The organism is Lacticaseibacillus zeae DSM 20178 = KCTC 3804 (assembly GCF_000260435.1).
Lineage (GTDB): Bacteria > Bacillota > Bacilli > Lactobacillales > Lactobacillaceae > Lacticaseibacillus > Lacticaseibacillus zeae.
Genome location: NZ_BACQ01000047.1, coordinates 32,259 through 54,553, shown reverse-complemented (window position 1 = coordinate 54,553; position 22,295 = coordinate 32,259). Strand labels below are relative to the sequence as shown.

The following is a 22,295-nucleotide window of genomic DNA, read 5'->3' as shown; positions in this document are numbered from 1 at the left end:
GAGCAATCGGAGGCCAGATGGGGCTCAGTGGTGCAATTGTACTAGCCGGGCGATCTTCCCGGCGTAGTACAAGGCCGATCTTTGAGACTCAGTCGGGCTTGCTGAGGCTCAAAGTCGTGCCCACCACGTTCCAGCCCCATCTGGCCGGAGATTGCGGAGTTTGGCACGGCATGGAACTTATTGCCTAAGCCTCTCAATATGTATATCTGTTCCGTTTTGGCTGTTTTGATGCGTACATTTGGTCTGGTCGAGCGCTTACATTGCTTCGTAAAATAGGGGTTGTAAGAAAGATAAAGAACAAATCAAACCGAGAGTGCTACTGGTTCAGTGCGGTTGACCATTTCTGACAAGGGTCGAAGCGGTTCATCTGTTTATTTGTCACTGTTTTCATAAGCAATCGGCGCGATGACCATAAGGAAAGAAGGAACGTTTTCATGGCAGATTCAAAAAAGGATTTCTTGAATCCCGAATATACGCAGGCGTTTATTGATTCACCATTTGTTCAACAAATGCAAAAGGTGACCTGGAACCTTTATCAACATGGCTGGGACGAGCGTAACGGCGGCAATGTCAGCTATCGGTTGACCGAACAGGAAGTTAGTCAGTATGGTGATGTGCATGAAGTGAAGCGCAACATCCCGATCAAGTTCGATGCCAGCGAATTGGCCGGCCAATACTTCTTGGTAACCGGCACTGGCCGCTACTTCAAGAATGTTAAGGACTTCCCGGAACGTGACACAGGGCTTGTTCGCATCGCCGAGGACGGCCACAGTGTTGACTTGTTGTGGGGCTTTTCAGACGGCGGCCAGCCAACCAGTGAGTTCCCGGCACATTTGATGACCCACATCCAGCGGCTCAAGAAGGATCCTAACCAGCGCGTTGTCATGCATTGCCATCCAACCAACGTGATTGCGATGACATTCACGTTGCCATGGAAAGAGAAGCTCTTCAGCCGGATTTTCTGGAAGATGCAGGCTGAATCGATTGTTGTCTTCCCTGAAGGTGTCGGCGTTTTGCCATACATGACACCAGGCACAAATGAAATCGGTCAGGCAACCGCTGAAAAAATGGGCACCTACCGCATCGTGCTCTGGCCATTACACGGCATCTTCGGCGCAGGCGACTCGATTGATGAGACGTACGGTTTGATTGAAACCGTTGAAAAGGCCGCAACCATCTACACCGCAATTCAGGCGCAAGGCGGCAAGTTCGTCAACGAGATTACCGATGAAAATCTGGAACAGTTGGCACAGCGCTTTGACTTAACCCCGAATCCGGAATTCATCCACGGCGATTCGTTGATTAAGGAAAAGGAATTGGTACACTAGTATTCGTTTGTTCAATAGTAAAAAAGAAGGTTACGCACTTGCAATTGATGCGTGGCCTTTTTATATGCCTTAGGGAGGCTTGATTGTTCTTTGCCAAGTCGACCGGTGTCTGGGAGTTAAAAATGTGGCAATCAATGGCACGAGCAAAATAGTTTTGAAACCACTGAAAAATAATAATTTTTCTTGATAGCGGTCTTTATGAGGCTCATTATATAACTTGTAAGGGCTAGCCGATGAAGCGCAAACAACAAGAACGGCCCTCTCTCGCATCGAAAGAGGGGACTCTGGATCCTACAACAGCTTGGCTGATGGATTTTGCTCACTTGATTGGCTATACAACCGAACTGCACTTTATCAAATGGGACGGAGGAGAGAAATGAAAACCACGATCAAGGCCGGTGGGGCCATCATCTTATCAGGACTACTTTTAGCAGGGTGCGGTGGTCAAGCAAAAGCGTCACAGACCAAGCCATCATCGGCGTCACAACTGACGCTGATGACGAAGCAAATAAAGAATCTCTACGCCGATAGCAAGTATGAGATGCCGGCAAAAGGTCTCAGCAAGTCAATGTTGACCAAAGCGGATAACCAAAAAGCCAAAGTGTACAAACTGCGCGGAGATTTATCAAAAGCTCAAAAAAAGATTTTTAGGGTCAATCAAGAACAACTTATTGCTGCAAAAAGAATTTTTTCAGTTCAGAGCGTGTTAAACACTCAGCTCGGCAAGGATCAAATACTTAAAGATGAGGGGTTGGAAGTTCAGAAGCTCAACACCGATTTTGCTTATCTCCAGAAGCATAAAGCGAAGTTTGCAGAAACGATCAAAGATAAGGTGAATCTGCTGAACAGTGAAGTAAAAGCAGTTGCGCTGGTAAAATCGACTCTTAGCGGTGATTCCGTCCAAGACAAGATCGATCAGGCACGTGACGCCATCAATGCTGTTAATGTTAAGGCGTTCAAAGATAAGTACCTACCGCAACTGGATGAAGCCATCAAAAAACTACCTAAAGATCAGCAGGCCGAACAAGCGAAGAAACAAGCTGCGGCTGGTGATCCGCAACAGGCCGCTGTTGCAAAGGCGGCAGCTGCTTCTAGCAGCAGGGCTCAAGCTGCAGCAAGTAGTCAGACAGTTACCCAAGCGGCTGCAACTCGTAGCACAGCTAGTACCAGTGCTCCGCAAAACCAGACTAGTAATAACAACGGCGGAGCTGCAAGCAATAGTAATGCTGCAGCCCAACCAAGCAGTAGTAAAGTACTGGGCGTCCAGTTTATCAGTCAGGAAGCGGCGGGAGCACCGATGGGTTGTGAGGCTGCGAGTGCATTAGAGGCGCTTCATTATAAGGGACGTGCAGCTGGCCATAATCTTGCGACCTTCTTAAAGACAATGCCGATTGCCGCAAACGGTAATCCGTATCAAGGCTTTGGTGGCACCCCGTACGCTGTCGTCAACGGTGTTTATCAGTCCATTTTCCCAAGTGCGTTCACGCCGTGGGTTAGTCAAGTTGCCGCTGGAAACCCAGTTGTGGCTTGGGTCACATTAAATTATCAAGTGCCACAGTGGCGTCATTACGACTGGGGCAATGGTATTGACAACGCACATGTCGTGACAGTAGATGGTTACAATACCGGGTCAATGCACATTGTCGATCCTGAAAATGGCACTTATTGGATTAGCAAATCAGCATTTAATGCGGCGTACAGCTACACGAAATTTGCCGTTGCCATTCAATAACTCAGCAATGGCATTAAGGAGATGAAACTGGACCGGATGCATAGATTTCCAGTGACTGATAATCTGTTGTTGGGTAAGCGTCAAAACAAGAAATAGTAAGAAAAAAGATCACACACAGAACTGATATGTGATCTTTTTTGATGTTTAAGTTGAAAATAAAGTAAAGTCCTCGTTGCATTTAGAAACATTGGTGAATAATGATGGACGTAATACCAAGGCTGAGCAACCATATGCTAGATGGAACTGGAGATTGCAAAGTTTGGTAGGACAAGGAACAATCAAGCCTCAAACTCGTTATAACTCAAGATCTTAATCCCCGTGTCGGTCAGCAAAATCTTGCTAATCGACCCATTACGCGGCGAATCGGTGACCACGAAGCCGTCATTTTTGCCGAACTTGTCGACAATGCTGCGGATGGTGGTGCCATGGCTGACCATGAGCACCTTGTCGCCTTCCTTGTTTTCGGACCGCAGCTGGCGGAAGCCCTTCATAAGTCGGGTCCAGTAAGTCCGTGCGTCTTCGGCTTCATGGAATGGATCGGCATCGTGCATGAAGTCCTTTGAGGCATCGACGCCATATTGTTCCAGAATTTCCGGATACGTCTTTGCGCCATGCGGAAAGCCGACCATGTACCAGGTTTGACCGGAATCTTCGCCTTCAAAATAGCCGTAAAACTGCTCCCGGAAAAATGGTGTAACCGTTAGCGGAATCTTGCCGGTTACATTCTTGCTTAAAATCAAATCAGCCGTTCGCGTCGCCCGCATCGTGTCACTGCAATAAGCATGGGTAAACGCGACATTGCGCAAAATAATGCCAGTGTTAGTGCCGTCTTTGACCCCGTTTTCGGTTAGTGGTGAATCGCACCAACCTTGCATTTTATTGAAATGATTGAACCATGTTTGGCCGTGACGCACCAGATAAACGGTAATACCCTTCGTAGCCATCCTGCTGCCTCCTCGAAAGTTTACTTCTAAAGATAGTTTAGCATAGAAACGCGGGTAGGTTAGCTTTGAACGGATGCTTATAGGCAAGAAAACGCCCTCAGAAGAACGCGCACTGTGTTATTCTTAATTTATGATTTTGACGCATGATGGGGGCAGTAAAATGGCAACAGGGTTGTTAATTGTAAATCTGGGATCGCCGGTTTCGCCAAGTACGCGGGATGTGCGCCGGTATTTGCAGGAATTTTTAAGTGATCAGAATGTCATCACGATGCCTAAAATGTTGTGGCAGCCGATTTTACGCGGCTTTATTCTGCCTTTTCGCAGTTGGCGGTCAGCAACCTTTTATCAGCATGAATGGACCAAAGCCGGATCACCATTGATTGCGTATACCCAGGTGACGCGCGATCGCTTGCGGAAGAAGCTGCCAGACTGGGATGTCCAAATGGCGATGACTTATGGTGGGGAATATCCCATTGGCGAGACTTTGCAAGGCATGGCGGCGCGCGGAGATCATCCGATTGTGGTCATTCCGCTGTTTCCCGAGTATACGCAAAGCACGACGAAGACCATTTTGGACAAAGTGGCAGCATCCGGAGTTAAGACGCTGGTCATTGATCAATTCTATGATCAGCCGGCTTATTTGCAATTGTTGGCGCAACAACTGGACGACGCCTACAGCCAAGATGACTATGACACCGTGATCCTGAGCTACCACGGAATTCCAACATCCATGGTGCGTCATGGCGATCCTTATCAGCAAGCCTGTGAAGCCACGACTGCAGGCGTTAAACGCTATTTAAAGAAAGTACCACAGGAGAAGGTCGAAATGTGTTACCAGTCCAAATTTGGCCCGGTCCCGTGGTTAAAACCCTATTTGCGCAACCGTTTGATGGCGTTAGCGGCGTTGGGCAAGCGGCGGGTACTTGTGACGACGCCGAGTTTTGTGGCAGATTGTCTGGAGACCCTAGAAGAAAATGATGTCCAAAACTACCAGACATTTCGAGCCAATGGCGGCAAAGTCTTTAAATCAGTACGACCGATGAATGGGTGTGCACCGTTTTGTGACATACTGGCATCGCTGGCAAAGGAAAAAGTTGCAGCGGAGGCCCAAGACGATGAAACAAGATGACCGATTGCGGGCGCAACAGGCCAAGCGCAGTCTAGATGACATTAATCGCAGTGTGCAGGTGCCGGGCGTTTACGAAACTTCTTTTTTCCAGAAGTTTCTGGCTTATAGCGGTCCTGGCGCGCTGGTGGCGGTTGGTTACATGGATCCGGGAAACTGGTTGACAGCGTTGGAAGGTGGTAGTAAGTACCGTTATGCGTTGTTGTCAGTGTTGTTGATGACGATTTTAGTTGCGATGTTTATGCAGAGTCTGTCGATCAAGCTCGGGGTTGTCGCGCGGCTGGATCTGGCGCAGGCGATTGCCGCCTTTGTGCCAAAATGGGCGCGGATTTGCCTGTGGCTGATCAATGAAGCGGCGATGATGGCAACAGATATGACCGGTGTTGTGGGTACTGCCATTGCGCTGAAGTTGCTGTTTGGTCTTCCGTTAATGTGGGGGATGTTACTGACGATTGCCGATGTGCTGGTTGTTTTGTTCTTCTTGCGTTTTGGCATTCGGCGCATTGAGCTGATTGTCTTGGTCTCGATTTTGACGGTAGGGATTATTTTCGGCATCGAGGTATTGCGGGCGCATCCGTCAGTCGGCGGGATCGTTGGCGGTTTTGTGCCACGTCCGGAGATTTTAACGAATCACGGGATGCTGGTACTTAGCTTGGGGATTATGGGCGCGACGATTATGCCGCACAATATTTACCTGCATTCTTCACTGGCGCAAAGTCGCAGGTATGACGAGCATATTCCGGCGCAGGTGACCGAAGCGCTGCGGTTTGGCAGGTGGGATTCCAATGTGCATCTCGTGGCCGCGTTCTTGATTAATGCGTTGTTGCTGGTGTTGGGTGCAACCTTGTTCTACGGCGTTGGCGGACACGTGACGGCATTTCAAGGTGTTTATAACGGCTTGAAGAATCCGGCCATCGTCGGCAATCTTGCCAGTCCGATCATGAGTACGCTATTTGCGTTTGCCTTATTGATTACCGGATTAATTAGCTCGATTGCCAGCACCTTAGCCGGGCAGATTGTCATGGAAGGCTACCTTAACATTCAGATGCCACTGTGGGAACGACGCTTGCTGACACGGGCGGTGACCTTGATCCCAATCATGATCATCGGCTTCATCATGGGGTTTAGCGAGCACAACTTTGAACAAGTGATTGTTTACGCACAGGTGGCTTTAAGCATCGCGCTGCCGTTTACGCTTTTTCCCTTAGTTGCCTTAACCGATCGACGGGATTTGATGGGAGATCACGTCAATTCTCCCGGAGTCCGCTGGGTCGGGTATTTACTGACAGGGCTGATCACGTTGCTCAATCTGCAGCTGATCGTGTCTGTCTTTGTGCCGTGACACAATTAAAAACGCTTGCTGTCCAAGCAGCTTGAATTTTCAAGCTACTGGCAGCAAGCGTTTTTTGCATTTAATGATCGTGAAGCAATTGGCGATAAAATCAGTAACTGCCCTTAATCACGAAAAAGGAACCGCGAATCGTGCCGGCAAGTTTTGATTTTTGGCGGGCAAACTTGAACTTACCGGCGAGTTCATCAGGAACAGCCATGCCCTCACTGAGTTTGAAGCCGACTGCCCGTTTTTTCGGGTCCGTTAATGAATACATGACATTAACAACAAGTCCGTCTTGATAATAGGCTTCGACCCAGCGCATGTCGGGCAATGCCAAGTCGCAGATTTCCAGCGGCTTGGCCGCAAAAGTCAACGCCCGTTCGGCTAAAATCGTTTGCAGCCAAGCAAGACTGTCCGGCTTTTCAGCAATCGGATACGTCACATAAGGCACTTTGAATTTGTTCCAAATGTAGCGCGCTTCATTGGCACGTAAACCAGCCAACGATTGGGCGACAGGCGAACTTTCGAGGCCAGTCGTGCTGACGGTTTTGAAATTAACGGTATAGGCCATCAGGAGGCTCCTTTATATAAAAAGCGGTGCCACAGACGGCAAACCGCTTTTTGATAACTAGTCATTGAAAGTGCCATTTTCAACATCGGAAATGAACTGCTTCAGGTGCTTAAAGTAAACCGGTGCATTGTCGATCATGTGATGGTGACCGCCATTAGGAGTGGTGACCAGACGTGCATGCGGAATGACTTCGGCCATGCGTTGCGCAGCTTTTAGTGGCATGGTTTCGTGTTCGCCAAATGTCAGCAGTGTCGGTACCTTGATGTTGTGGATTTGATCGCTGATGTCCCAGTCCTTCAACTTGCCGGTGACAACGAATTCGTTATCGCCTTGGAAAGCATTATAAACCGGCGTTGCCATGGTGCTGATTAAATGGGAAATAGCAGGCGGCTGCTTGCGATCAACGTACCCTCGGTTGAGGACATCGACATATTTTTGATACTGCGGATCATCCCATTTGCCGGCTTTTTCGATTTTCTTCATGTATTTAACGGCTGAAGGTGGCAATGCCTCTTCGCGAACCAAGTTGATGTGCTCCACGTACTCATTGATGTTATCCACCATGGATGAAATGATGGCACCTTTAAGATGCTGGCCGTATTTCAACGCATACAGTTGAGTCAGTGCACCGCCCCAGCTTTGACCGATTAAGTAAAAATGATCCAAGCCCAGCTTCTTTCGCACTTCTTCGACTTCACCCAAGAAATAATCCGTGGTGAGGTACTTTTTGGAAATTTCCGGATCAGAATAGTCAGGCTGATCCGAATAAAACGATCCGAGCTGATCGTACATATGCACTTGAACACCGAGATCAGCGAGCTCTTTGCCAAAATTCTCCCAGTATTCGTGGGTGCCACCAGGGCCGCCATGCAGGCACAGCAGATGAATATCGCCTTCACCCTGCGTGTTGGTCCACAGGTGGTAGCCATTGTCTAAGGTCAGGATCGTTGTTCCTTGTTTCATTTGATCACCTTTTTTTCTTAGAATAATCTCATTGTACCACGTCAGGAAACGAAAGCCTGGTTAAAAATCATAGTTAGGTGGTAAAGAGTATGCGCTTTTATGCTACTTCACAATTCATGCAGGTTCGCCCGAGAAAGTTTATTAAGGGTATGAAGATATTAGTGCCAAGGCGGAGCAATCGGAGGCCAGAGGAGGCTCAGTGGTGAGATTGTACTAGCCGGGCGGTCTACCCGGCGTAGTACAAGGCTGAGCTTTGAGACTCAGCCGGGTTTGCTGAGGCTCAAAGTCGTGCCCACCACTCTAGCTTCGCGGTCGCCAGCCCCGATCTGGCCGCAGATTGCGGAGTTTGGCACGGCAAGGAACTCATTGCGTAAGTTTTTCTATATCGTTCAAGAAGAATGGTGGTTCAACCTCAACGAGTTAATTAAGCTTTTCCACCTGCGTCCGAATGTTGCGGATCAAGTGTTTGTCGCCAGAGAAGATGAGGTGATCGCCAAGGTGCAGCTGGGTGTCGCCGTGTGGAGCGATGAACTTTTTGTTGCGGTAGATTTGGCTGACGGTGATGTCGTCGATGAATGGCAGGTTCTTGAGTTCAAGGCCAGCAAAGCGCGAGTTGCGAATCGTCACTTCGTAAATTCCGGCGACAGTATCGTCCAGAATCTGCAATGTCGACGGTGTTTCGATCAGGCTGCGGAGAAGGGCAATGTTGGCGTCAAGCGCATTGAAGACTTCGACGCCTTCATCCCGCAAGCGATCATAGCGATCGGTGGTGGCATCCTTGGCGGCAAACCGGGCAATGATACGCGGCACTTTTTGGGCGAGCGCCATTTTGGCAAGCGCATAGTTAGTGTCCGCGTCGAAATCTCCGAGTACGATAATGTCACAGTCAAACGCACCAGCCGCTTTCAGCGCGTCTTCCTTATAGTCTGCTAAGGAGATGGCCACTTCGGAATTATAGGTGCGGAAGTTTTCGGCCTTATCGGTAAACAGTTGGACGTCATATCGGTCTGAACTCAGATGTTGGGCGATCGGGACGGTCAACAGATTGCCGCCGATAAAAGTGACGCGCGTTTTCTTGAACGTTTCCGGTTCTGGTTTGAAAAGGCGATTGAACAGAATTGGCCCACTGACACAGGCGATGACGGCCGCTAGTGTGAAGGCGCCGGATTGTTGTTCCGTCACAATACCAAGGTTGCGGCCAACGGTTAACGTCGGGATCACCAACGTAATGGTGGCAGTTGATAAGAAAGTGCCGGCTAAAGCATTTGACACCTTGAAACGGCGGCGCAATACCGGGAAGAGGCCAATTTTGGTGATAAAGAAGCCGACTAGAACTAAGGGAATCAATGAGAGGCTTTTAGGATCGGCAATTAAGGCCTTTAAATTCAGATTGGCGCCGGTGACGATGAAGAAAATCGGGATGAAGAACCCGTAGCCAATGGATGTCAGCTTGTCTTGGGTTTCCTGTCGCGGTCCGAGCAGCTTCATCACCATCCCGGCAAGGAAAGCCCCTAAAATGGACTCAGCCCCGACTTGTGAAGCAATTGTGACTAAGGTGAACACTAAGAAGAAGGCTAGGCGAATGTCTAATTGCGTGGTGCTTTTATCGATCGCTGCAAAAAAGCTGTAGACCCGTTTGAATCGCGCCAACAACACCAAAGCAGCCAGTAACAGTAACAGCAGCAGCCAAAGATTGTTGTCGCTACTGCCATTCACGGCGGAGTATATCGTCAAGCTAATCAAAGGAATCACTTCGCCTAAAGCTGCAATCAACAAAATCGTTTGGCCAAGCGGCTGGTGCAGCAGTTCTTTTTCTTTTAACGCCGCAATGACAACGCCGAGTGCGATCGTTGTAAAAAGGATGGTCGCAAAAATCGGATAGTTAAAGAAATGAATCAATTGCAGCAGGTAGCTAAAGCCAAGGCTGAGCAACACTACCGTCGCAAATCCCACTGCCGCAAGCATGACGGGATTGGCTGGCTGCGGTCCTTTTGTCGTCTTAGGCTGCGGCTTGAACAGAGAAAAATCGATTTCCATCCCGGACAGGAAAATCAGGATGGTGACACCGAGTTCGCTCAACGACTGTACATTGCCGCCGGTGTGCACCCACCCCAAGAGGCTTTTGCCTAATACAATACCAACCAGAATCTCGGCTACCGCAGTCGGGATACTATTAATGTGAAAATGTGCCATGAACAGCGGGGTTACCAGAGCAGCTGTCAGGACAATTAAAAGTGAAATAGATTCCATAATGACCTCCGATCAGCGATAATGGATGAGTCAATCGTAACGAAAAGTGTGAATAAATGAAAGGAATGCGTATGATACAAAATCAAAAGCCACCGCGTCAAGGAAAATCATTCTTCAATCGCCGCGCGGTCATTGTCGGGACTTGTGTTTTAATTGGCCTATTAATCAGCCTGCCGTTCAAACGCATTTTACTAGGCGTCGCCATCGGCCTGGCAGTAGGGTATGTGCTCGAAGCATGGACGCCGTTGTTGCGCGGAAAGTTAAAATAAAACCTGATATTAGGTGAATGTCGCTTTTGCGGCGCAGGCTCATAAGTGATAAGATGTTATAACGATTATTTGATAACCGTTAAGGAGATGATGGCGTGGTCGAGAATGAGCAGGCTAAAGAGCAGCAACATTTAGATGGCATCATGAAGGAGCTCTCCGGTGCTGAGGTTCGGCTTTCAAACGAGATGGCCAAGACCAAGACTGAAGAGAAAAGCATTAGCGACAACTTCTTCAATGATTTTTCCCTCAACTTCAGTAATGACGCGGAAACCATTGAAACGGCTGCTTCGATCCAACAACAGCAACGCGTGCTTGATGAGCGCACCAATGCATGGAAGCAAAGCGCTCAGCAACTTGCAACTGTCAAACGATTGTTGGGCAATCCGTACTTTGCCCGGATTGATTTTCAGGAAGGCCAGGAAAAGCCGGAAACAATCTACATTGGCCTTGGTTCATTTACCAATGAGGCTGGCAAGTTTCTCATTTATGACTGGCGGGCGCCGATCAGTTCCATCTACTATGATGGCGGTTTGGGCAAGGTCACTTACCAAACGCCGGACGGGCCGCAACAAGTCAATGTCTCTTTGAAACGGCAATTTGTGATTAAAAACGGTCAGATTCAGACCATGTTTGATACCACTGAGACCATCGGCGATCAAATGTTGCTGGAAGTGTTGGGCGAGAAGTCCGATACGCAGATGAAGACCATCGTCACAACCATTCAGCGCGAACAAAACCAGATCATCCGTGACACTAAAGCCGATCTGCTGTTTGTGCAAGGTGCTGCCGGTTCTGGTAAAACCAGCGCCGTTTTGCAGCGGGTCGCGTATCTGCTTTATCGGTACCGCGGCAATCTGACCAGCAGCCAGGTGATTATGTTTAGCCCGAACCAGCTTTTTTCCGACTACATCAGCAATGTGTTGCCGGAATTAGGTGAGCAGAACATGGTGCAGTTCACTTACTACCAATACGTCACACGTCGGCTGCCGCACATTGACGTCCAAAATCTCTTTTCCCAGTTCGAGCAACAATTGACGCCGGTGCAAAAGAAAATCGCCCGCGTCAAAGGTAGCCTGGATTTCTTCAATGCGGCCAAAACATACGCCACCAGCCTGGAACGTTCCGGCTTGCGTTTCCGGGATATTCGCTTCCGCGGCGAAGTGTTCTTTTCCCGTAAGCGAATCCGCGAGATCTTTTATAGTTACAACGAAAATTATCATATGGGCAACCGCCTGAACGCCACCAAAGAGCGGCTGATCAAAATGCTGAATCGTAAAATCGAATCCGAAACAAAAGCGCAATGGGTTCAAGAAGCGGTACAGAATTTAAGCGACGAAACGATTCGTTCGATGCAACAAGACGGCCCGAAAGAATTTAAAAATAGCGATGATGAATATCGCTTCTTTGCGAGACAGTTAGTCATGAAGGGCTTTGACGAGATTCAGCAGGATATTGTCCGGAATCGGTTCATCAACATTCGCGGCCAGTACGTCAGCTTTTTGCGAGAAGTACCGGCGATTTATGATTTAGCGGCAGAAGGCATTTCTGAGGATGAATGGCAGGCGGAAGTCGATCATTTCATCGACGTGTTCAAGCAGCGGCAGTTGCCAATGGCTGATGCAACGCCGTACCTGCATCTTTATGACCTGATCACCGGCCGGCATGGCGAACGCGAGATGCGGTATGTGTTTGTCGATGAAATTCAGGATTACACGCCGTATCAGTTGGCTTATCTCAAGGATAGCTTCCCGCGGGCCAAGTTTACGTTGTTAGGCGATCTGAATCAGGCCATTTTCACCAAGGATGACTCGCGAACACTGATCAACGAAACCAGCAAGTTGTTTGATCCGGAGAAGACCCGGGTCGTGCAATTGACGCAAAGTTATCGGTCAACCAAGCAGGTGACGGACTTCACCAAAGCCATTTTGACCTCGGGGCAGAAAATCGTGGCCTTTAACCGCCAAGGACCGCTGCCTAAGTTGGTCGTGCGGCCTGATGAAGCGGGACTGATGACGGCGCTTGAGGCGCAGCTAAAAGTGAACAATGAAGCCAAGCAGACAACCGCGGTGATCGCCAAGACGCTTGAGGATGCCGAGGCGATTTACGAGCAGATGAAAGCGGCGGGCATTAAGGTGACGCTCATCAAGTCCGAAAATCAGCGGTTAGCGGCCGGTGTGATTGTGGTACCGAGCTTTCTGGCTAAGGGGCTTGAATTCGATGCCGTTGTTCTGTGGCAGGTCAACGCGGCAAACTACCACGAAGAAGACGAGCGGGAATTATTGTACACGGTCGCGTCACGGGCCATGCACCAGCTGACGATGCTTGCCAGCCCGGATGTAACACCGTTGTTGGATAAGGTTCCGGCAGATCTGTACGAGCGGGGGGGGTAAAGTTGATGGTTAAAATGCGTGACACTTTGGCGGTTTCGAGTTATCGGGTCTTTCCTGGGATGTTAAATGCCCACAAGACACTATTCGGCGGCCAGATTTTTACCTGGATTGACGATGTCAGTTCGATTGCAGCGCAGCGACTAGGCCGTCGTGGGCTGGCGACTGGTTCGCTTGACATGGTGCGGTTGGATGCGCTGGTCACTTTAGGGGATGCGCTGATCATCAAATGTATGGTCAGCGGCGTGGGTCACCGGTCCTTGGAAGTGTTTATTCATTTAATTGGCGAGCATCTGGCGACCGGTGAACGGTTTCAAGTCGGCACGGCCTTTGCAACGTTTGTGGCGCGCCACAAAGAAGATGGCCCGCTGCCTGCGCTTGAAGCAGAATCGGATTTCGAAAAGCGGTTGTTAGCCGGCTATGAGGAGCGGCGTGCGGATTATCGCAAGATTAACGCCAGCTTTGGCGAGGTGCCGTTGGATTAGTTTGACAGAATGGATAATTCCGCCGTGCCAAACTCCGCAATCTCCGGCGGTTTGGGGCTGGCGACGCGAAGCTAGAGCGGAGGGCACGACTTAGAGCCTCTGCAAGCCCGGCAGAGTCTCTAAGCTCGGCCTTGTTGTAGGCGGAGCAAAAACCGCTCCACCAACAACAATTCCACTGCTGAGCCCCAAACCGCCTCCGATTGCTCCGCCTTGGCACTAGATTTTTTTGGTTCCGCGACTATCGGATACATGACGTTACGCCAGACAAACAAGAACCATGTTGCACTTTCTTGAAAATAAATTTAAGTCAAATATTAATCGCCTGTCATGAGAGCAATCATCTCAAACCGGCGATTTTGTTTACCTAGGTTTCCCGCCAACTATTGGCAAACACATTTTTGCGCGGTAAAGTTAACTTTAAATCAAGCTTGTTGGCGTTGTGCAGGCGAGACTATTTTGAAAGAAGGACGATTATTTTGGCAAAACGTTATGTCGGCTCGTGTACCACGGTGTTAGTAGGTAAAAAGGCTTCGATTGACGGCTCGACGATCATTGCGCGTAACGAAGACGGCGAATCACCGTTGCATCCGCAAAAGTTTGTCTATGTTAAACCTGAAGATCAGCCGCGTCAGTATCATTCTGTGCTCAGTAAATTTTCGATTGACCTGCCTGCTGATCCGTTGGGCTACACATCCACGCCGGAAGCCGAAGACGGCCATGGTATTTGGGCTGCGGCTGGGATTAATAGCGAAAATGTGGCGATGACGTCAACTGAGACGATCACGACCAACAGCCGGATTTTAGGCGTTGATCCGCTGGTGCCGGCCGGAATTGGCGAAGAAGATATGCCGACCATCGTGTTGCCTTACATTCATAGCGCACGTGAAGGCGTTCAGCGGTTGGGGAGTCTCCTTCAACAATATGGCACTTATGAAAGCAATGGTATTGCGTTTGCTGACAAGGATGAAGTCTGGTACTTCGAAAGCATCGGTGGCCATCACTGGGCAGCAATCCGGATTCCGGACGATGCTTACGTGATCGCCCCGAACCGGTTCAACATCACCGATTTTGATTTTACCAGCGATGACACGATGAGCAGCGCGGATTTACGTGACTTGATCGAGACATATCACCTTAATCCGGATGCAGACGGCTATAATCTGCGGCACATTTTCGGCTCAGCCACCATCAAGGACACCCGCTACAACAACCCGCGGGCATGGTACGGCCAAAAATACTTCAATCCGGAATTCGACACCACCCCGATTGATCAGGACCTACCTTTCATTTGCCGCACCTCCAAAAAGATCAGCATCGAGGATGTGAAGTTTGTCGAGAGCTCACATTACGAAAACACGCCGTACGATGTTTACGGCACGACTGGTACGCCGGCGCAGAAAAAGCTGTATCGGCCAATCGGTATTAACCGCAATCAGGAACTCCACATTTTGCAAATTCGCAATGATGTGCCAGCTGCAGTCGCCGGCATTCACTGGCTCGCATTTGGCCCTAATACCTTCAATGCCGTTGTGCCGTTTTATGCCAACGTGAATGACACACCGGCTGCTTATCGCGACACCGGCGATCACTTTGATGTTTCCAAAATGTACTGGCTGAGCAACCTGCTCGCAACGTTCGGCGATTACGACTTCTCCTTGTTCAAGGATCAGGAAGACGTCTTTGAACAAAAGACTGTTGCGGCTTGCCGCCATCTGCAACTGCAAACCGATAAGGCAGTTCAAGATGCCAAAAATATCCGCGAGCACCTGACCACTGCTAACGAACAGATAGCTGACTTGGCCATGGCCAACAGCAACGAGCTGCTGGGACAAATGGTCGCAGCTGCAGCGCCGAAGATGAAGTTGCAGTTTACTTTGCATGATTAATGATTGGCAGCAAAAAAAGCGCTCGGGTTCGGGCGCTTTTTTGTTTGGCTTTAGACTTAAATGAATTGCTGCGGGTTGTGGCCTGCAAAAGCATGAAGCATGGGTGTTAGGTCGGTTATTGTTGGCGGATACGCTTGCGATAGGCGCGAAACAAGAGCGTCGCACGGATCAGCGCGCTTGGCATGAGGGCGATCATAAGAATGCCCATTAAAACCAACATGCTATATTTGACCCTGAATTTGGCGGCAATAAGCATCCAAACGCCGAATCCGGTGACCCCGATGCAGACGATTGCCAGAGACAAATACCATACCCAGTACCAAATCGGACGCGGGTGATGTTTGAAGCCAGGGAAGAGAAAGAACATAAACAAGATGGAAGCGACAAAGCTAATGATTTGACGCATTGGTTGGTGTCTCCTTAATGTTAAGCATTCAGCCAATTAAAGTTCCTGATAAGGTTTTTCGGCTTCGGTTTTAGCAAGTCGTTGGCGACGCATGGTTCTACGATAGTCGATAAAATCAATGACTGCACGGCCAGCTGGGACACCGCCCGATGCCAGGAGTAACAAGCCTCCAAACAATGCCACCATTGAATCGGGCGAGTCTGTCAGTAGGTGCAGTAAGAGCCAAACGCCAGCGCCAGCAAGGAACAGACTAACTGCAAGTGTTAGCAAAAGGCGCAGCCAGTTAAACTTAGGCGATGATTCAAGATCGAATTCCGGCCAAAAAATCGGTATGAAAATGATCTCGAGTATCGGTTCCAGAATAATGGAAAGAAATTCAAACATAGCAACCCTCCGATAGTAGTGAGCGTGAGCCGGCGCGTTCAGAATCCGGGGAGTTCATGATGGCACGCAACATGAACTAATTGCTTTAATTGTGGGCAACCTTTTCCCGGCTGTCAAGCAAAATCGATTGGCCGAAATAACCGGCCGTTTCTATGCTAAAATGAAAGCATTAAACGCAAGGACACGGTAAGTTATGCAATCCGAAATGAATTTCTATAAGTTTGATCGGGCAGAATGGTCCCAGTTCCACTCGCAAAATTTTACCAGCGTAACCGATGCCGAGCTGGCGCAGTTACGTTCATTGAACGATGAAATCAGTCTTGATGATGTTAAAACCATTTATTCACCATTGCGCCATCTGATTCATATTCGCTATGAGGATTACCAAGGCGACATGTTTACCTTGAGCCGATTTTTGGGGATGCAGCGCAATCCGCACACGCCGTTTATTATCGGTATCGCCGGTTCGGTGGCAGTCGGAAAAAGCACGACTGCCCGCTTGCTACAGTTGTTACTGAGCCGGGCGTATCCAGACAAGCGCGTCCAGCAAATCACCACGGATGGTTTCCTCTATCCCAATGCCGAACTAGAACGACGCGGCATTTTGGATCGAAAAGGGTTTCCCGAAAGCTACGATATGCAGCTGCTGATTCACTTTATGAACAACGTCAAAAATGCTAGCGGCGTGGTGCGGGCCCCAAAGTACAGTCACCAGATATACGATATTGTTCCTGACGAGTACGAGGTCATCGACCGGCCGGATATTCTCATTGTAGAAGGTATCAATGTCCTGCAGCTGCCAAGCAAGCAACCGATTTATGTCAGTGATTACTTTGACTTTTCCATCTATGTCGACGCCGATCCGACCTTGATTGAACAGTGGTATCTGGAGCGATTCGGCATTTTGCTGGACACAGCCTTCACGGATCCGAGTAATTATTACTATCAATACGCTATCGGGGATCGCAAGGACGCTTTTGACATGGCGCGGAAGGTCTGGCGGGATGTCAACCTTAAGAACCTGAAGGAATACATCCTGCCCACTAAAAATCGGGCGGACATCATTTTGCATAAAACGACTGGACACAAAATCGATCAGGTCGCATTACGAAAATGGTAACGGTGGGCGCATGCCTTTTTTCAAAAATCGGGAACAACTTGCCAGACAATCTGGCATTAACTCGGTCAATCACGCGACGGCTTCGCAATTTCTTAGATGAGAGGCTTCTCACTCACTTAGATGAGAGGCTTCTCACTCACGATTGACCAGCTTATGAAAACTCTGTAAAATTAGTGCATTCAAACAAGGGAGTGTGGCGGACTGTGGCAAATGACCAGAACAAGGATTACGACAAGATCATCGTCCTCGATTATGGCAGTCAATATAATCAGTTAATCACCCGGCGAATCCGGGAATTTGGTATCTACTCTGAATTAAAGCCTCATACCATCACGGCGGCAGAAGTTAAAGAAATTGCGCCAAAGGGGATTATCTTCTCAGGCGGTCCGAATAGTGTGTATGACAAAGGCGCGCTTGGCGTTGACGAAGACATCTTTAAACTCGGCATCCCGATTCTGGGCGTCTGTTATGGTATGCAGCTGATGGCGCAGCGGCTCGGCGGGGATGTTGAACCGGCCGACAACCGTGAATACGGCAAAGCTGACATTGAAGTGACCGATGACAGCGCCAAGTTATTCCATGACCTGCCAAAAGACCAAACCGTCTGGATGAGCCACGGCGACTTGGTAACCCGTGTGCCAGATGGCTTCCGCAGCACAGCTACCAGCGTTAATTGCCCGATCAGCGCTATGGATGACGACGACCGTAAATTCTACGGCATCCAATTCCACGCCGAAGTGCAAAACACCCAGTATGGCCATGAAATTCTGCATCATTTTGCCTTCGACGTCTGCCACGCCGAAGCCAACTGGAGCATGGACGATTTCATCACCAAACAAATCGCCAAAATCCGGGCCGAAGTCGGCGACAAACGCGTTCTGCTCGGCCTCTCCGGCGGGGTTGACTCCTCAGTTGTCGGCGTTCTGCTGCACAAAGCGATTGGCAAGCAATTGACCAGCATCTTCGTGGATCACGGCCTGCTGCGTAAAGGCGAGGCCGAACAGGTCATGGACAGCCTCAAAGGCAAGTTTGGCCTCAACATCATCAAGGTTGATGCCAAGGATCGTTTCCTCAATGATCTAAAAGGCGTCACCGATCCCGAAAAGAAACGCAAAATCATCGGCCGCGACTTTATCGAAGTCTTCAATGAAGAAGCCGCCAAACTCAACGGCATCGAATTCCTCGCCCAAGGCACGCTCTACACCGACGTCGTAGAATCCGGCACCGACACCGCCCAAACGATCAAGTCCCATCACAACGTCGGCGGCCTACCAAAAGACCTCAAGTTCAAACTCATCGAACCGCTCAACAAACTCTTCAAAGATGAAGTCCGCGAACTCGGCGAAAAACTCGGCATGCCGCACGCACTAGTATGGCGCCAACCATTCCCGGGTCCTGGTCTCGGCATCCGCGTCATCGGCGAGGTTACCGAAGACAAGCTAGAAATCGTCCGCGATTCCGATTATATTTTGCGTGAAGAAATTGCTAAGCATGGCTTGGATAAGGATATTTGGCAATACTTTACGGTGTTGCCAGGCTTCCGTTCCGTCGGCGTCATGGGCGACGGTCGAACCTACGACTACACCATCGGCATCCGCGCCATCACCTCCATCGACGGCATGACCGCCGACTTCGCCCGAATCGATTGGGATGTGTTACAGGAGATCTCAAGCCGGATTGTTAATGAGGTGAAGCACGTTAATCGGGTTGTGTATGATATCACGTCGAAGCCGCCGGCAACGATTGAGTGGGAATGACCGGTACGAAATTTAAATGAATTTGGCTGAAGCTCAATGATGAAAATCGTTGGTGCTTCAGCTTTTTTATTTGTTCAAATTCATTCAGATTTATTCAAATTCATAACGGCGGGGGGTACATCGGGGGTACAAAATTGCTTTTCGAATTTTTGTACCCCCGGGCTAACCATTTTTCTGTTTGGGGTTCCCCTCGGCAGCTTCAAACACATTTAAACTTGCTTCTTTAGTATTTCGAGTGTAGTCAGCAGTCATTTGCAAGTTTTTGTGTCCCAGATAGTGCATGATGTCAATTCCGGAGGCTTTGTGAGCGGTAGCCTGTGTTGCTACATAGTGACGAAGTAGGTGAGGATGAATTGAAATCCCTGACCATTTGTTAACCCGAGAAGTTAGCCTATTGATGTGTGAGTAAAAGATACGGGTTAATTAAAATTGGAATGTTAATTTAGCGGTATTTTCGAGAGATACAAAGGATATCATTGGCAGAAAATGTGCTAAGTTTGCTGTCGAAATCCCCGCCAAGAATTGGACTTGAAGTCTGATTTTTGACGGGGATTTTTTGTAATTCTAACGAATAACAGTTGACGCTTTAATGAATAGTTGTTATGATGAATTCATCAATCAAATGTAATTCACGTGACGAACGGAGAGATGAGATGGAATTTGACAAGTTTGAATTAGGCTCTATAGCTGATTTTAGCAGTGGGATCTTATTGCCACGAATTACCGATACAGTTAATGAAATCCCAAGTCGGCGGATGATATATAATCCGCTAGCTGAATCATCAAAGTATGTTCATGGTAGTTCAGAATTACCACTGATTACACCTAAACAAGTCGGCATATCAATGCTACAGCGTGAGGCATACGTAGTTAAAGCAATTCCACAGGTTGATGAACAAATATTAACCTCGAACTTTGCTTCAGTAACACTTGATGAGAGACTAGATCGTAACTATTTCGTTTGGTGGTTTAATCATAGCCTTGAATCACAAAGACAGTTACAAGCTACTGGACAGCTTGGGCGGCGCGTAGTTTTAAAAGATTTACGAGAACTAACCATCTCAGTTCCAGATTTAAATCTTCAACGAGACATTGGAGAGTTGAGTGCAATCAGTCATCAGCAGGCACATGTTCTTAAAGAACGGGCCCGCTTGACTGAAGAACGAGCACTACAGTTTATTCGACAAACAATGATGGAAGAAGGTTAATCGATGTCTGACTCAAAAAACGCTAATGTGATTGAACAGAGAATTTGGGATACAGGCAATAAATATCGTGGTCAATTCGAATTGGAATCAATTATAACAATTTGGCTGGACATGATTTACCTTTATACAATCAAAAAGGAATATGCAGTATTACTGGAAGTGGACACAGTTGATTTGGCTTCACTGATCAAAAGATTACATGATTTAGCTAAAACAGACAAAATCCAGCTGGCTGTGGTGAACGATTTTGATGAACGCGTGCGTCATGCGTTACTTCCACGTACAAATGATGAGAACCGACTTCAAGTTTTTAACGGAATCCGTGAAGATGGAATTCGCCTGATTCGTGAACAGTGCGACCGTGTTTCTCTAATGAAAATTCTGCAGCAAATAAATATTGAGTTTGATCCGCGGATGAATGGGAGTCATGCAACACCGGATAGTGTCAATATATTGATGGCACGAATTGCTGGGACACAATTTAGTGTCAGTCCACACGTTACTGTGTATGATCCTACTGCCGGCATTGGTGGCTCGCTGATTGCCATGCGGCAGGTATTGGACAAGTCGACAAAGGTAAAATTAGTAGGTCAAGAGCTGAATACGCAGGCGTATGTGCGTTGTAGCATGATGCTTGACCTAACTGATAATCACGCAACAAGACATATTCTGGCTAATGGTGACGTGCTTAATCAGGTTGGATATTCTGGCGGTCCGAAGGCTGATATTGTTATTACTGACCCACCATACTCCGTCGAGTGGAGTCCAAGTGATGGTCTTTTAGAAAGTGTTCCGTATTCAAAAATTGGGGTACTTCCTCCAAAGTCTAAGGCAGATTTTGCTTTTGTCTTACAAGGATTTTCTCATCTGAGCGAAGACGGAATAATGGTGATTCAGTTACCGCATGGCATACTGTTTCGGGGGGGAGCGGAGGCAAAAATCCGGCAATATTTACTCGAGCAGAACTACATTGACGCAGTAGTTGGGCTCTCTGCTAGTTTGCAGTACAAAACTTCTGTTCCAACTATGTTACTTGTGCTACGTAAGAATCGGATGCGCAAAGATGTGCTATTTATTGATGCAAGCGATGAGGTTGAGAAGGCAAGACGCAATAACGTTATTCCTGAATCCTCGATTGACACGATAGTTAAGACGTATGAAAATTTTCGTGATGTGGAGCGATATGCTCATGCAGCTACTCAAGACGAGATTTTAAAGAATGATTTTAACCTAAACATTCCGCGTTATGTGAACAAATACATCCCTCCTGAAATAATTCCCGTTTCAAAGTTAGAAGAAAGGCTCGCTGACCTCAAACATGAATCTAAAAAGTTGGATGCCCGTGCCCAGAGAATAATGGCAAAATATCGTGCTGAATGAATATATATGGTCTTGTATTCATTGCTAAATCAGGCAAAAAAATTGAAGAAAATTGGAGGAAAAGAAAATGCCAGCTACTTCTATTTCGTTTCGCCGTGTAACTCAATTTGTTATTCCAAAGGGACTAGTGAAGATAACGAAAGCAAATGTCCCGCTTGGTTCGATTCAGCGAGATTCGCACACTCTCACGGTGGGACGCGTAGTTTTTGAAAAGTACAAATGTCAGTATACTAAGGATATCATTGACGATATTACAGTCTACGACACGAATATTGAAGGCTATGTTGAGTATAATCAATACAAAAAATCGGTTGATTTTAATATTTTCTACTCCAGCAAACAGCAAATACTATTTTCGGACGCAACGACACCAGTTACAAAAAAGTTTCTTAAACAATTGGCTTTGAAAGATGATGTTGAGTTAGATTACCAAACAATACACCTTGATATGAAGAACATCTCCAGCAGAATGCCACAAACAAGGGGGATTAGATTTTCAACGGTTGACGAAGGCGTCACTCGTAAAAACTTTTCAGGAGATGAGGTTGACATCAATGAAGAGGCTGTGGAAGCTTTGCAGAATGATACAGCAATCCAAATAATAGGGACATTAGATATAGAGGGACGTGGTAGAACTGTCATGATTTCACAGGCTGGCACATTGATGTCATTTACTTCGTTAGTTGACATGGATGGCAGAGAATACCCAATGTTGGAGTTTTCTCTTGAAGTACTTCAAGAGATTGGCGTGCTCACGCTATAGAGT

20 protein-coding genes are annotated in these 22,295 nt (G+C 48.1%); 13 read left to right on the top strand and 7 right to left on the bottom strand.

The genetic code is table 11. From position 1 onward, the window contains the following. Positions 1 to 434 precede the first annotated feature (434 nt). Positions 435 to 1,328 carry a rhamnulose-1-phosphate aldolase gene (gene rhaD / locus GSO_RS09425; RefSeq protein ID WP_010491477.1) on the top strand — a complete coding sequence of 298 codons (894 nt, stop codon included), beginning with the start codon at positions 435 to 437 and terminating at the stop codon, positions 1,326 to 1,328. A 376-nt stretch (positions 1,329 to 1,704) separates the two neighbouring features. After that, on the top strand, positions 1,705 to 3,060 hold the full coding sequence (locus GSO_RS09415; RefSeq protein WP_010491475.1) for a cysteine peptidase family C39 domain-containing protein: 1,356 nt from the start codon (positions 1,705 to 1,707) through the stop codon (positions 3,058 to 3,060). Between the two features lie 278 nt (positions 3,061 to 3,338). Here the strand turns inward: GSO_RS09415 and GSO_RS09410 are convergent, their stop codons facing one another. Continuing rightward, complete coding sequence (locus tag GSO_RS09410; protein WP_010491473.1) at positions 3,339 to 4,004, bottom strand: histidine phosphatase family protein; 666 nt, start codon at positions 4,002 to 4,004, stop codon at positions 3,339 to 3,341. A gap of 160 nt (positions 4,005 to 4,164) precedes the next feature. Here GSO_RS09410 and hemH point away from each other — a divergent pair, with 160 nt between their 5' ends. Both hemH and GSO_RS09400 read left to right on the top strand, forming a co-directional pair. Next, positions 4,165 to 5,133 carry a ferrochelatase gene (gene hemH, locus GSO_RS09405; RefSeq protein ID WP_010491471.1) on the top strand — a complete coding sequence of 323 codons (969 nt, stop codon included), beginning with the start codon at positions 4,165 to 4,167 and terminating at the stop codon, positions 5,131 to 5,133. Next, positions 5,120 to 6,472, top strand: a complete 1,353-nt coding sequence (locus tag GSO_RS09400; protein ID WP_010491470.1) for an Nramp family divalent metal transporter — start codon at positions 5,120 to 5,122, stop codon at positions 6,470 to 6,472. Before hemH ends, GSO_RS09400 begins: the two co-directional genes overlap by 14 nt. A gap of 100 nt (positions 6,473 to 6,572) precedes the next feature. Here the strand turns inward: GSO_RS09400 and GSO_RS09395 are convergent, their stop codons facing one another. The 3 genes from GSO_RS09395 to GSO_RS09385 all read right to left on the bottom strand — a co-directional run bounded on the left by GSO_RS09395 (position 6,573) and on the right by GSO_RS09385 (position 10,247). Next, on the bottom strand, positions 6,573 to 7,034 hold the full coding sequence (locus GSO_RS09395; protein WP_010491468.1) for a DUF8821 family protein: 462 nt from the start codon (positions 7,032 to 7,034) through the stop codon (positions 6,573 to 6,575). 57 nt (positions 7,035 to 7,091) lie between these two features. Beyond that, positions 7,092 to 7,997, bottom strand: coding sequence for a proline-specific peptidase family protein (locus GSO_RS09390; RefSeq protein WP_010491466.1), 906 nt, complete (start codon positions 7,995 to 7,997; stop codon positions 7,092 to 7,094). 420 nt (positions 7,998 to 8,417) lie between these two features. Beyond that, on the bottom strand, positions 8,418 to 10,247 hold the full coding sequence (locus GSO_RS09385) for a monovalent cation:proton antiporter family protein (protein WP_010491464.1): 1,830 nt from the start codon (positions 10,245 to 10,247) through the stop codon (positions 8,418 to 8,420). 71 nt (positions 10,248 to 10,318) lie between these two features. Here GSO_RS09385 and GSO_RS09380 point away from each other — a divergent pair, with 71 nt between their 5' ends. From GSO_RS09380 to GSO_RS09365, 4 genes are all read left to right on the top strand, one after another. Then, positions 10,319 to 10,516, top strand: coding sequence for a hypothetical protein (locus tag GSO_RS09380; RefSeq protein WP_010491462.1), 198 nt, complete (start codon positions 10,319 to 10,321; stop codon positions 10,514 to 10,516). A gap of 95 nt (positions 10,517 to 10,611) precedes the next feature. Further along, entirely contained in the window at positions 10,612 to 12,906 is a 2,295-nt protein-coding gene (gene helD, locus GSO_RS09375; RefSeq protein ID WP_010491460.1) for an RNA polymerase recycling motor HelD, read from the top strand. 5 nt (positions 12,907 to 12,911) lie between these two features. Then, positions 12,912 to 13,388 carry an acyl-CoA thioesterase gene (locus GSO_RS09370; RefSeq protein WP_010491458.1) on the top strand — a complete coding sequence of 159 codons (477 nt, stop codon included), beginning with the start codon at positions 12,912 to 12,914 and terminating at the stop codon, positions 13,386 to 13,388. Positions 13,389 to 13,864: 476 nt separating this feature from the next. Beyond that, the gene (locus tag GSO_RS09365; protein WP_010491456.1) at positions 13,865 to 15,274 is read left to right on the top strand and encodes a C69 family dipeptidase; all 1,410 of its coding nucleotides are present in this window, start codon (positions 13,865 to 13,867) and stop codon (positions 15,272 to 15,274) included. A gap of 115 nt (positions 15,275 to 15,389) precedes the next feature. Here the strand turns inward: GSO_RS09365 and GSO_RS09360 are convergent, their stop codons facing one another. Both GSO_RS09360 and GSO_RS09355 read right to left on the bottom strand, forming a co-directional pair. Continuing rightward, positions 15,390 to 15,680: a hypothetical protein gene (locus GSO_RS09360; RefSeq protein WP_010491454.1), complete on the bottom strand. Its 291-nt coding sequence runs from the start codon at positions 15,678 to 15,680 to the stop codon at positions 15,390 to 15,392. A gap of 36 nt (positions 15,681 to 15,716) precedes the next feature. Continuing rightward, positions 15,717 to 16,064: a hypothetical protein gene (locus GSO_RS09355; RefSeq protein ID WP_010491452.1), complete on the bottom strand. Its 348-nt coding sequence runs from the start codon at positions 16,062 to 16,064 to the stop codon at positions 15,717 to 15,719. Positions 16,065 to 16,257: 193 nt separating this feature from the next. Between GSO_RS09355 and coaA the strand changes: the two genes are divergently transcribed. Together coaA and guaA are read left to right on the top strand one after the other, a co-directional pair. After that, positions 16,258 to 17,184, top strand: coding sequence for a type I pantothenate kinase (gene coaA / locus GSO_RS09350; protein ID WP_010491450.1), 927 nt, complete (start codon positions 16,258 to 16,260; stop codon positions 17,182 to 17,184). A 203-nt stretch (positions 17,185 to 17,387) separates the two neighbouring features. Next, on the top strand, positions 17,388 to 18,941 hold the full coding sequence (guaA, locus tag GSO_RS09345) for a glutamine-hydrolyzing GMP synthase (protein WP_010491447.1): 1,554 nt from the start codon (positions 17,388 to 17,390) through the stop codon (positions 18,939 to 18,941). Positions 18,942 to 19,103: 162 nt separating this feature from the next. Here the strand turns inward: guaA and GSO_RS16970 are convergent, their stop codons facing one another. Next, positions 19,104 to 19,340 (bottom strand): site-specific integrase, encoded by a 237-nt coding sequence (locus tag GSO_RS16970; protein WP_225358798.1) that lies wholly within the window; start codon positions 19,338 to 19,340, stop codon positions 19,104 to 19,106. 254 nt (positions 19,341 to 19,594) lie between these two features. On the opposite strand from GSO_RS16970, the gene GSO_RS09340 reads away from it, so the two are divergent. From GSO_RS09340 to GSO_RS09330, 3 genes are all read left to right on the top strand, one after another. Continuing rightward, positions 19,595 to 20,149 (top strand): restriction endonuclease subunit S domain-containing protein, encoded by a 555-nt coding sequence (locus tag GSO_RS09340; protein ID WP_010491446.1) that lies wholly within the window; start codon positions 19,595 to 19,597, stop codon positions 20,147 to 20,149. Positions 20,150 to 20,152: 3 nt separating this feature from the next. Further along, a complete protein-coding gene (locus GSO_RS09335) occupies positions 20,153 to 21,529 on the top strand; it encodes an N-6 DNA methylase (RefSeq protein WP_010491444.1) in 1,377 nt (458 codons plus the stop codon). A gap of 67 nt (positions 21,530 to 21,596) precedes the next feature. Continuing rightward, positions 21,597 to 22,292 (top strand): hypothetical protein, encoded by a 696-nt coding sequence (locus GSO_RS09330; RefSeq protein WP_010491442.1) that lies wholly within the window; start codon positions 21,597 to 21,599, stop codon positions 22,290 to 22,292. Positions 22,293 to 22,295: the final 3 nt, after the last annotated feature.

What these genes read in the sequence shown, in the direction of transcription:
- GSO_RS09415 (WP_010491475.1), top strand. Translation starts at nt 1,705, where the DNA reads ATGAAAACCACGATCAAGGCCGGTGGGGCCATCATCTTATCAGGACTA.
- GSO_RS09385 (WP_010491464.1), bottom strand. Translation starts at nt 10,247, where the DNA reads ATGGAATCTATTTCACTTTTAATTGTCCTGACAGCTGCTCTGGTAACC.
- coaA (WP_010491450.1), top strand. Translation starts at nt 16,258, where the DNA reads ATGCAATCCGAAATGAATTTCTATAAGTTTGATCGGGCAGAATGGTCC.
- GSO_RS09380 (WP_010491462.1), top strand. Translation starts at nt 10,319, where the DNA reads ATGATACAAAATCAAAAGCCACCGCGTCAAGGAAAATCATTCTTCAAT.
- rhaD (WP_010491477.1), top strand. Translation starts at nt 435, where the DNA reads ATGGCAGATTCAAAAAAGGATTTCTTGAATCCCGAATATACGCAGGCG.
- GSO_RS09360 (WP_010491454.1), bottom strand. Translation starts at nt 15,680, where the DNA reads ATGCGTCAAATCATTAGCTTTGTCGCTTCCATCTTGTTTATGTTCTTT.
- GSO_RS09400 (WP_010491470.1), top strand. Translation starts at nt 5,120, where the DNA reads ATGAAACAAGATGACCGATTGCGGGCGCAACAGGCCAAGCGCAGTCTA.
- GSO_RS09340 (WP_010491446.1), top strand. Translation starts at nt 19,595, where the DNA reads ATGGAATTTGACAAGTTTGAATTAGGCTCTATAGCTGATTTTAGCAGT.
- hemH (WP_010491471.1), top strand. Translation starts at nt 4,165, where the DNA reads ATGGCAACAGGGTTGTTAATTGTAAATCTGGGATCGCCGGTTTCGCCA.
- GSO_RS09370 (WP_010491458.1), top strand. Translation starts at nt 12,912, where the DNA reads ATGGTTAAAATGCGTGACACTTTGGCGGTTTCGAGTTATCGGGTCTTT.
- GSO_RS09390 (WP_010491466.1), bottom strand. Translation starts at nt 7,997, where the DNA reads ATGAAACAAGGAACAACGATCCTGACCTTAGACAATGGCTACCACCTG.
- GSO_RS09335 (WP_010491444.1), top strand. Translation starts at nt 20,153, where the DNA reads ATGTCTGACTCAAAAAACGCTAATGTGATTGAACAGAGAATTTGGGAT.
- GSO_RS09355 (WP_010491452.1), bottom strand. Translation starts at nt 16,064, where the DNA reads ATGTTTGAATTTCTTTCCATTATTCTGGAACCGATACTCGAGATCATT.
- GSO_RS09395 (WP_010491468.1), bottom strand. Translation starts at nt 7,034, where the DNA reads ATGGCCTATACCGTTAATTTCAAAACCGTCAGCACGACTGGCCTCGAA.
- GSO_RS09410 (WP_010491473.1), bottom strand. Translation starts at nt 4,004, where the DNA reads ATGGCTACGAAGGGTATTACCGTTTATCTGGTGCGTCACGGCCAAACA.
- GSO_RS09330 (WP_010491442.1), top strand. Translation starts at nt 21,597, where the DNA reads ATGCCAGCTACTTCTATTTCGTTTCGCCGTGTAACTCAATTTGTTATT.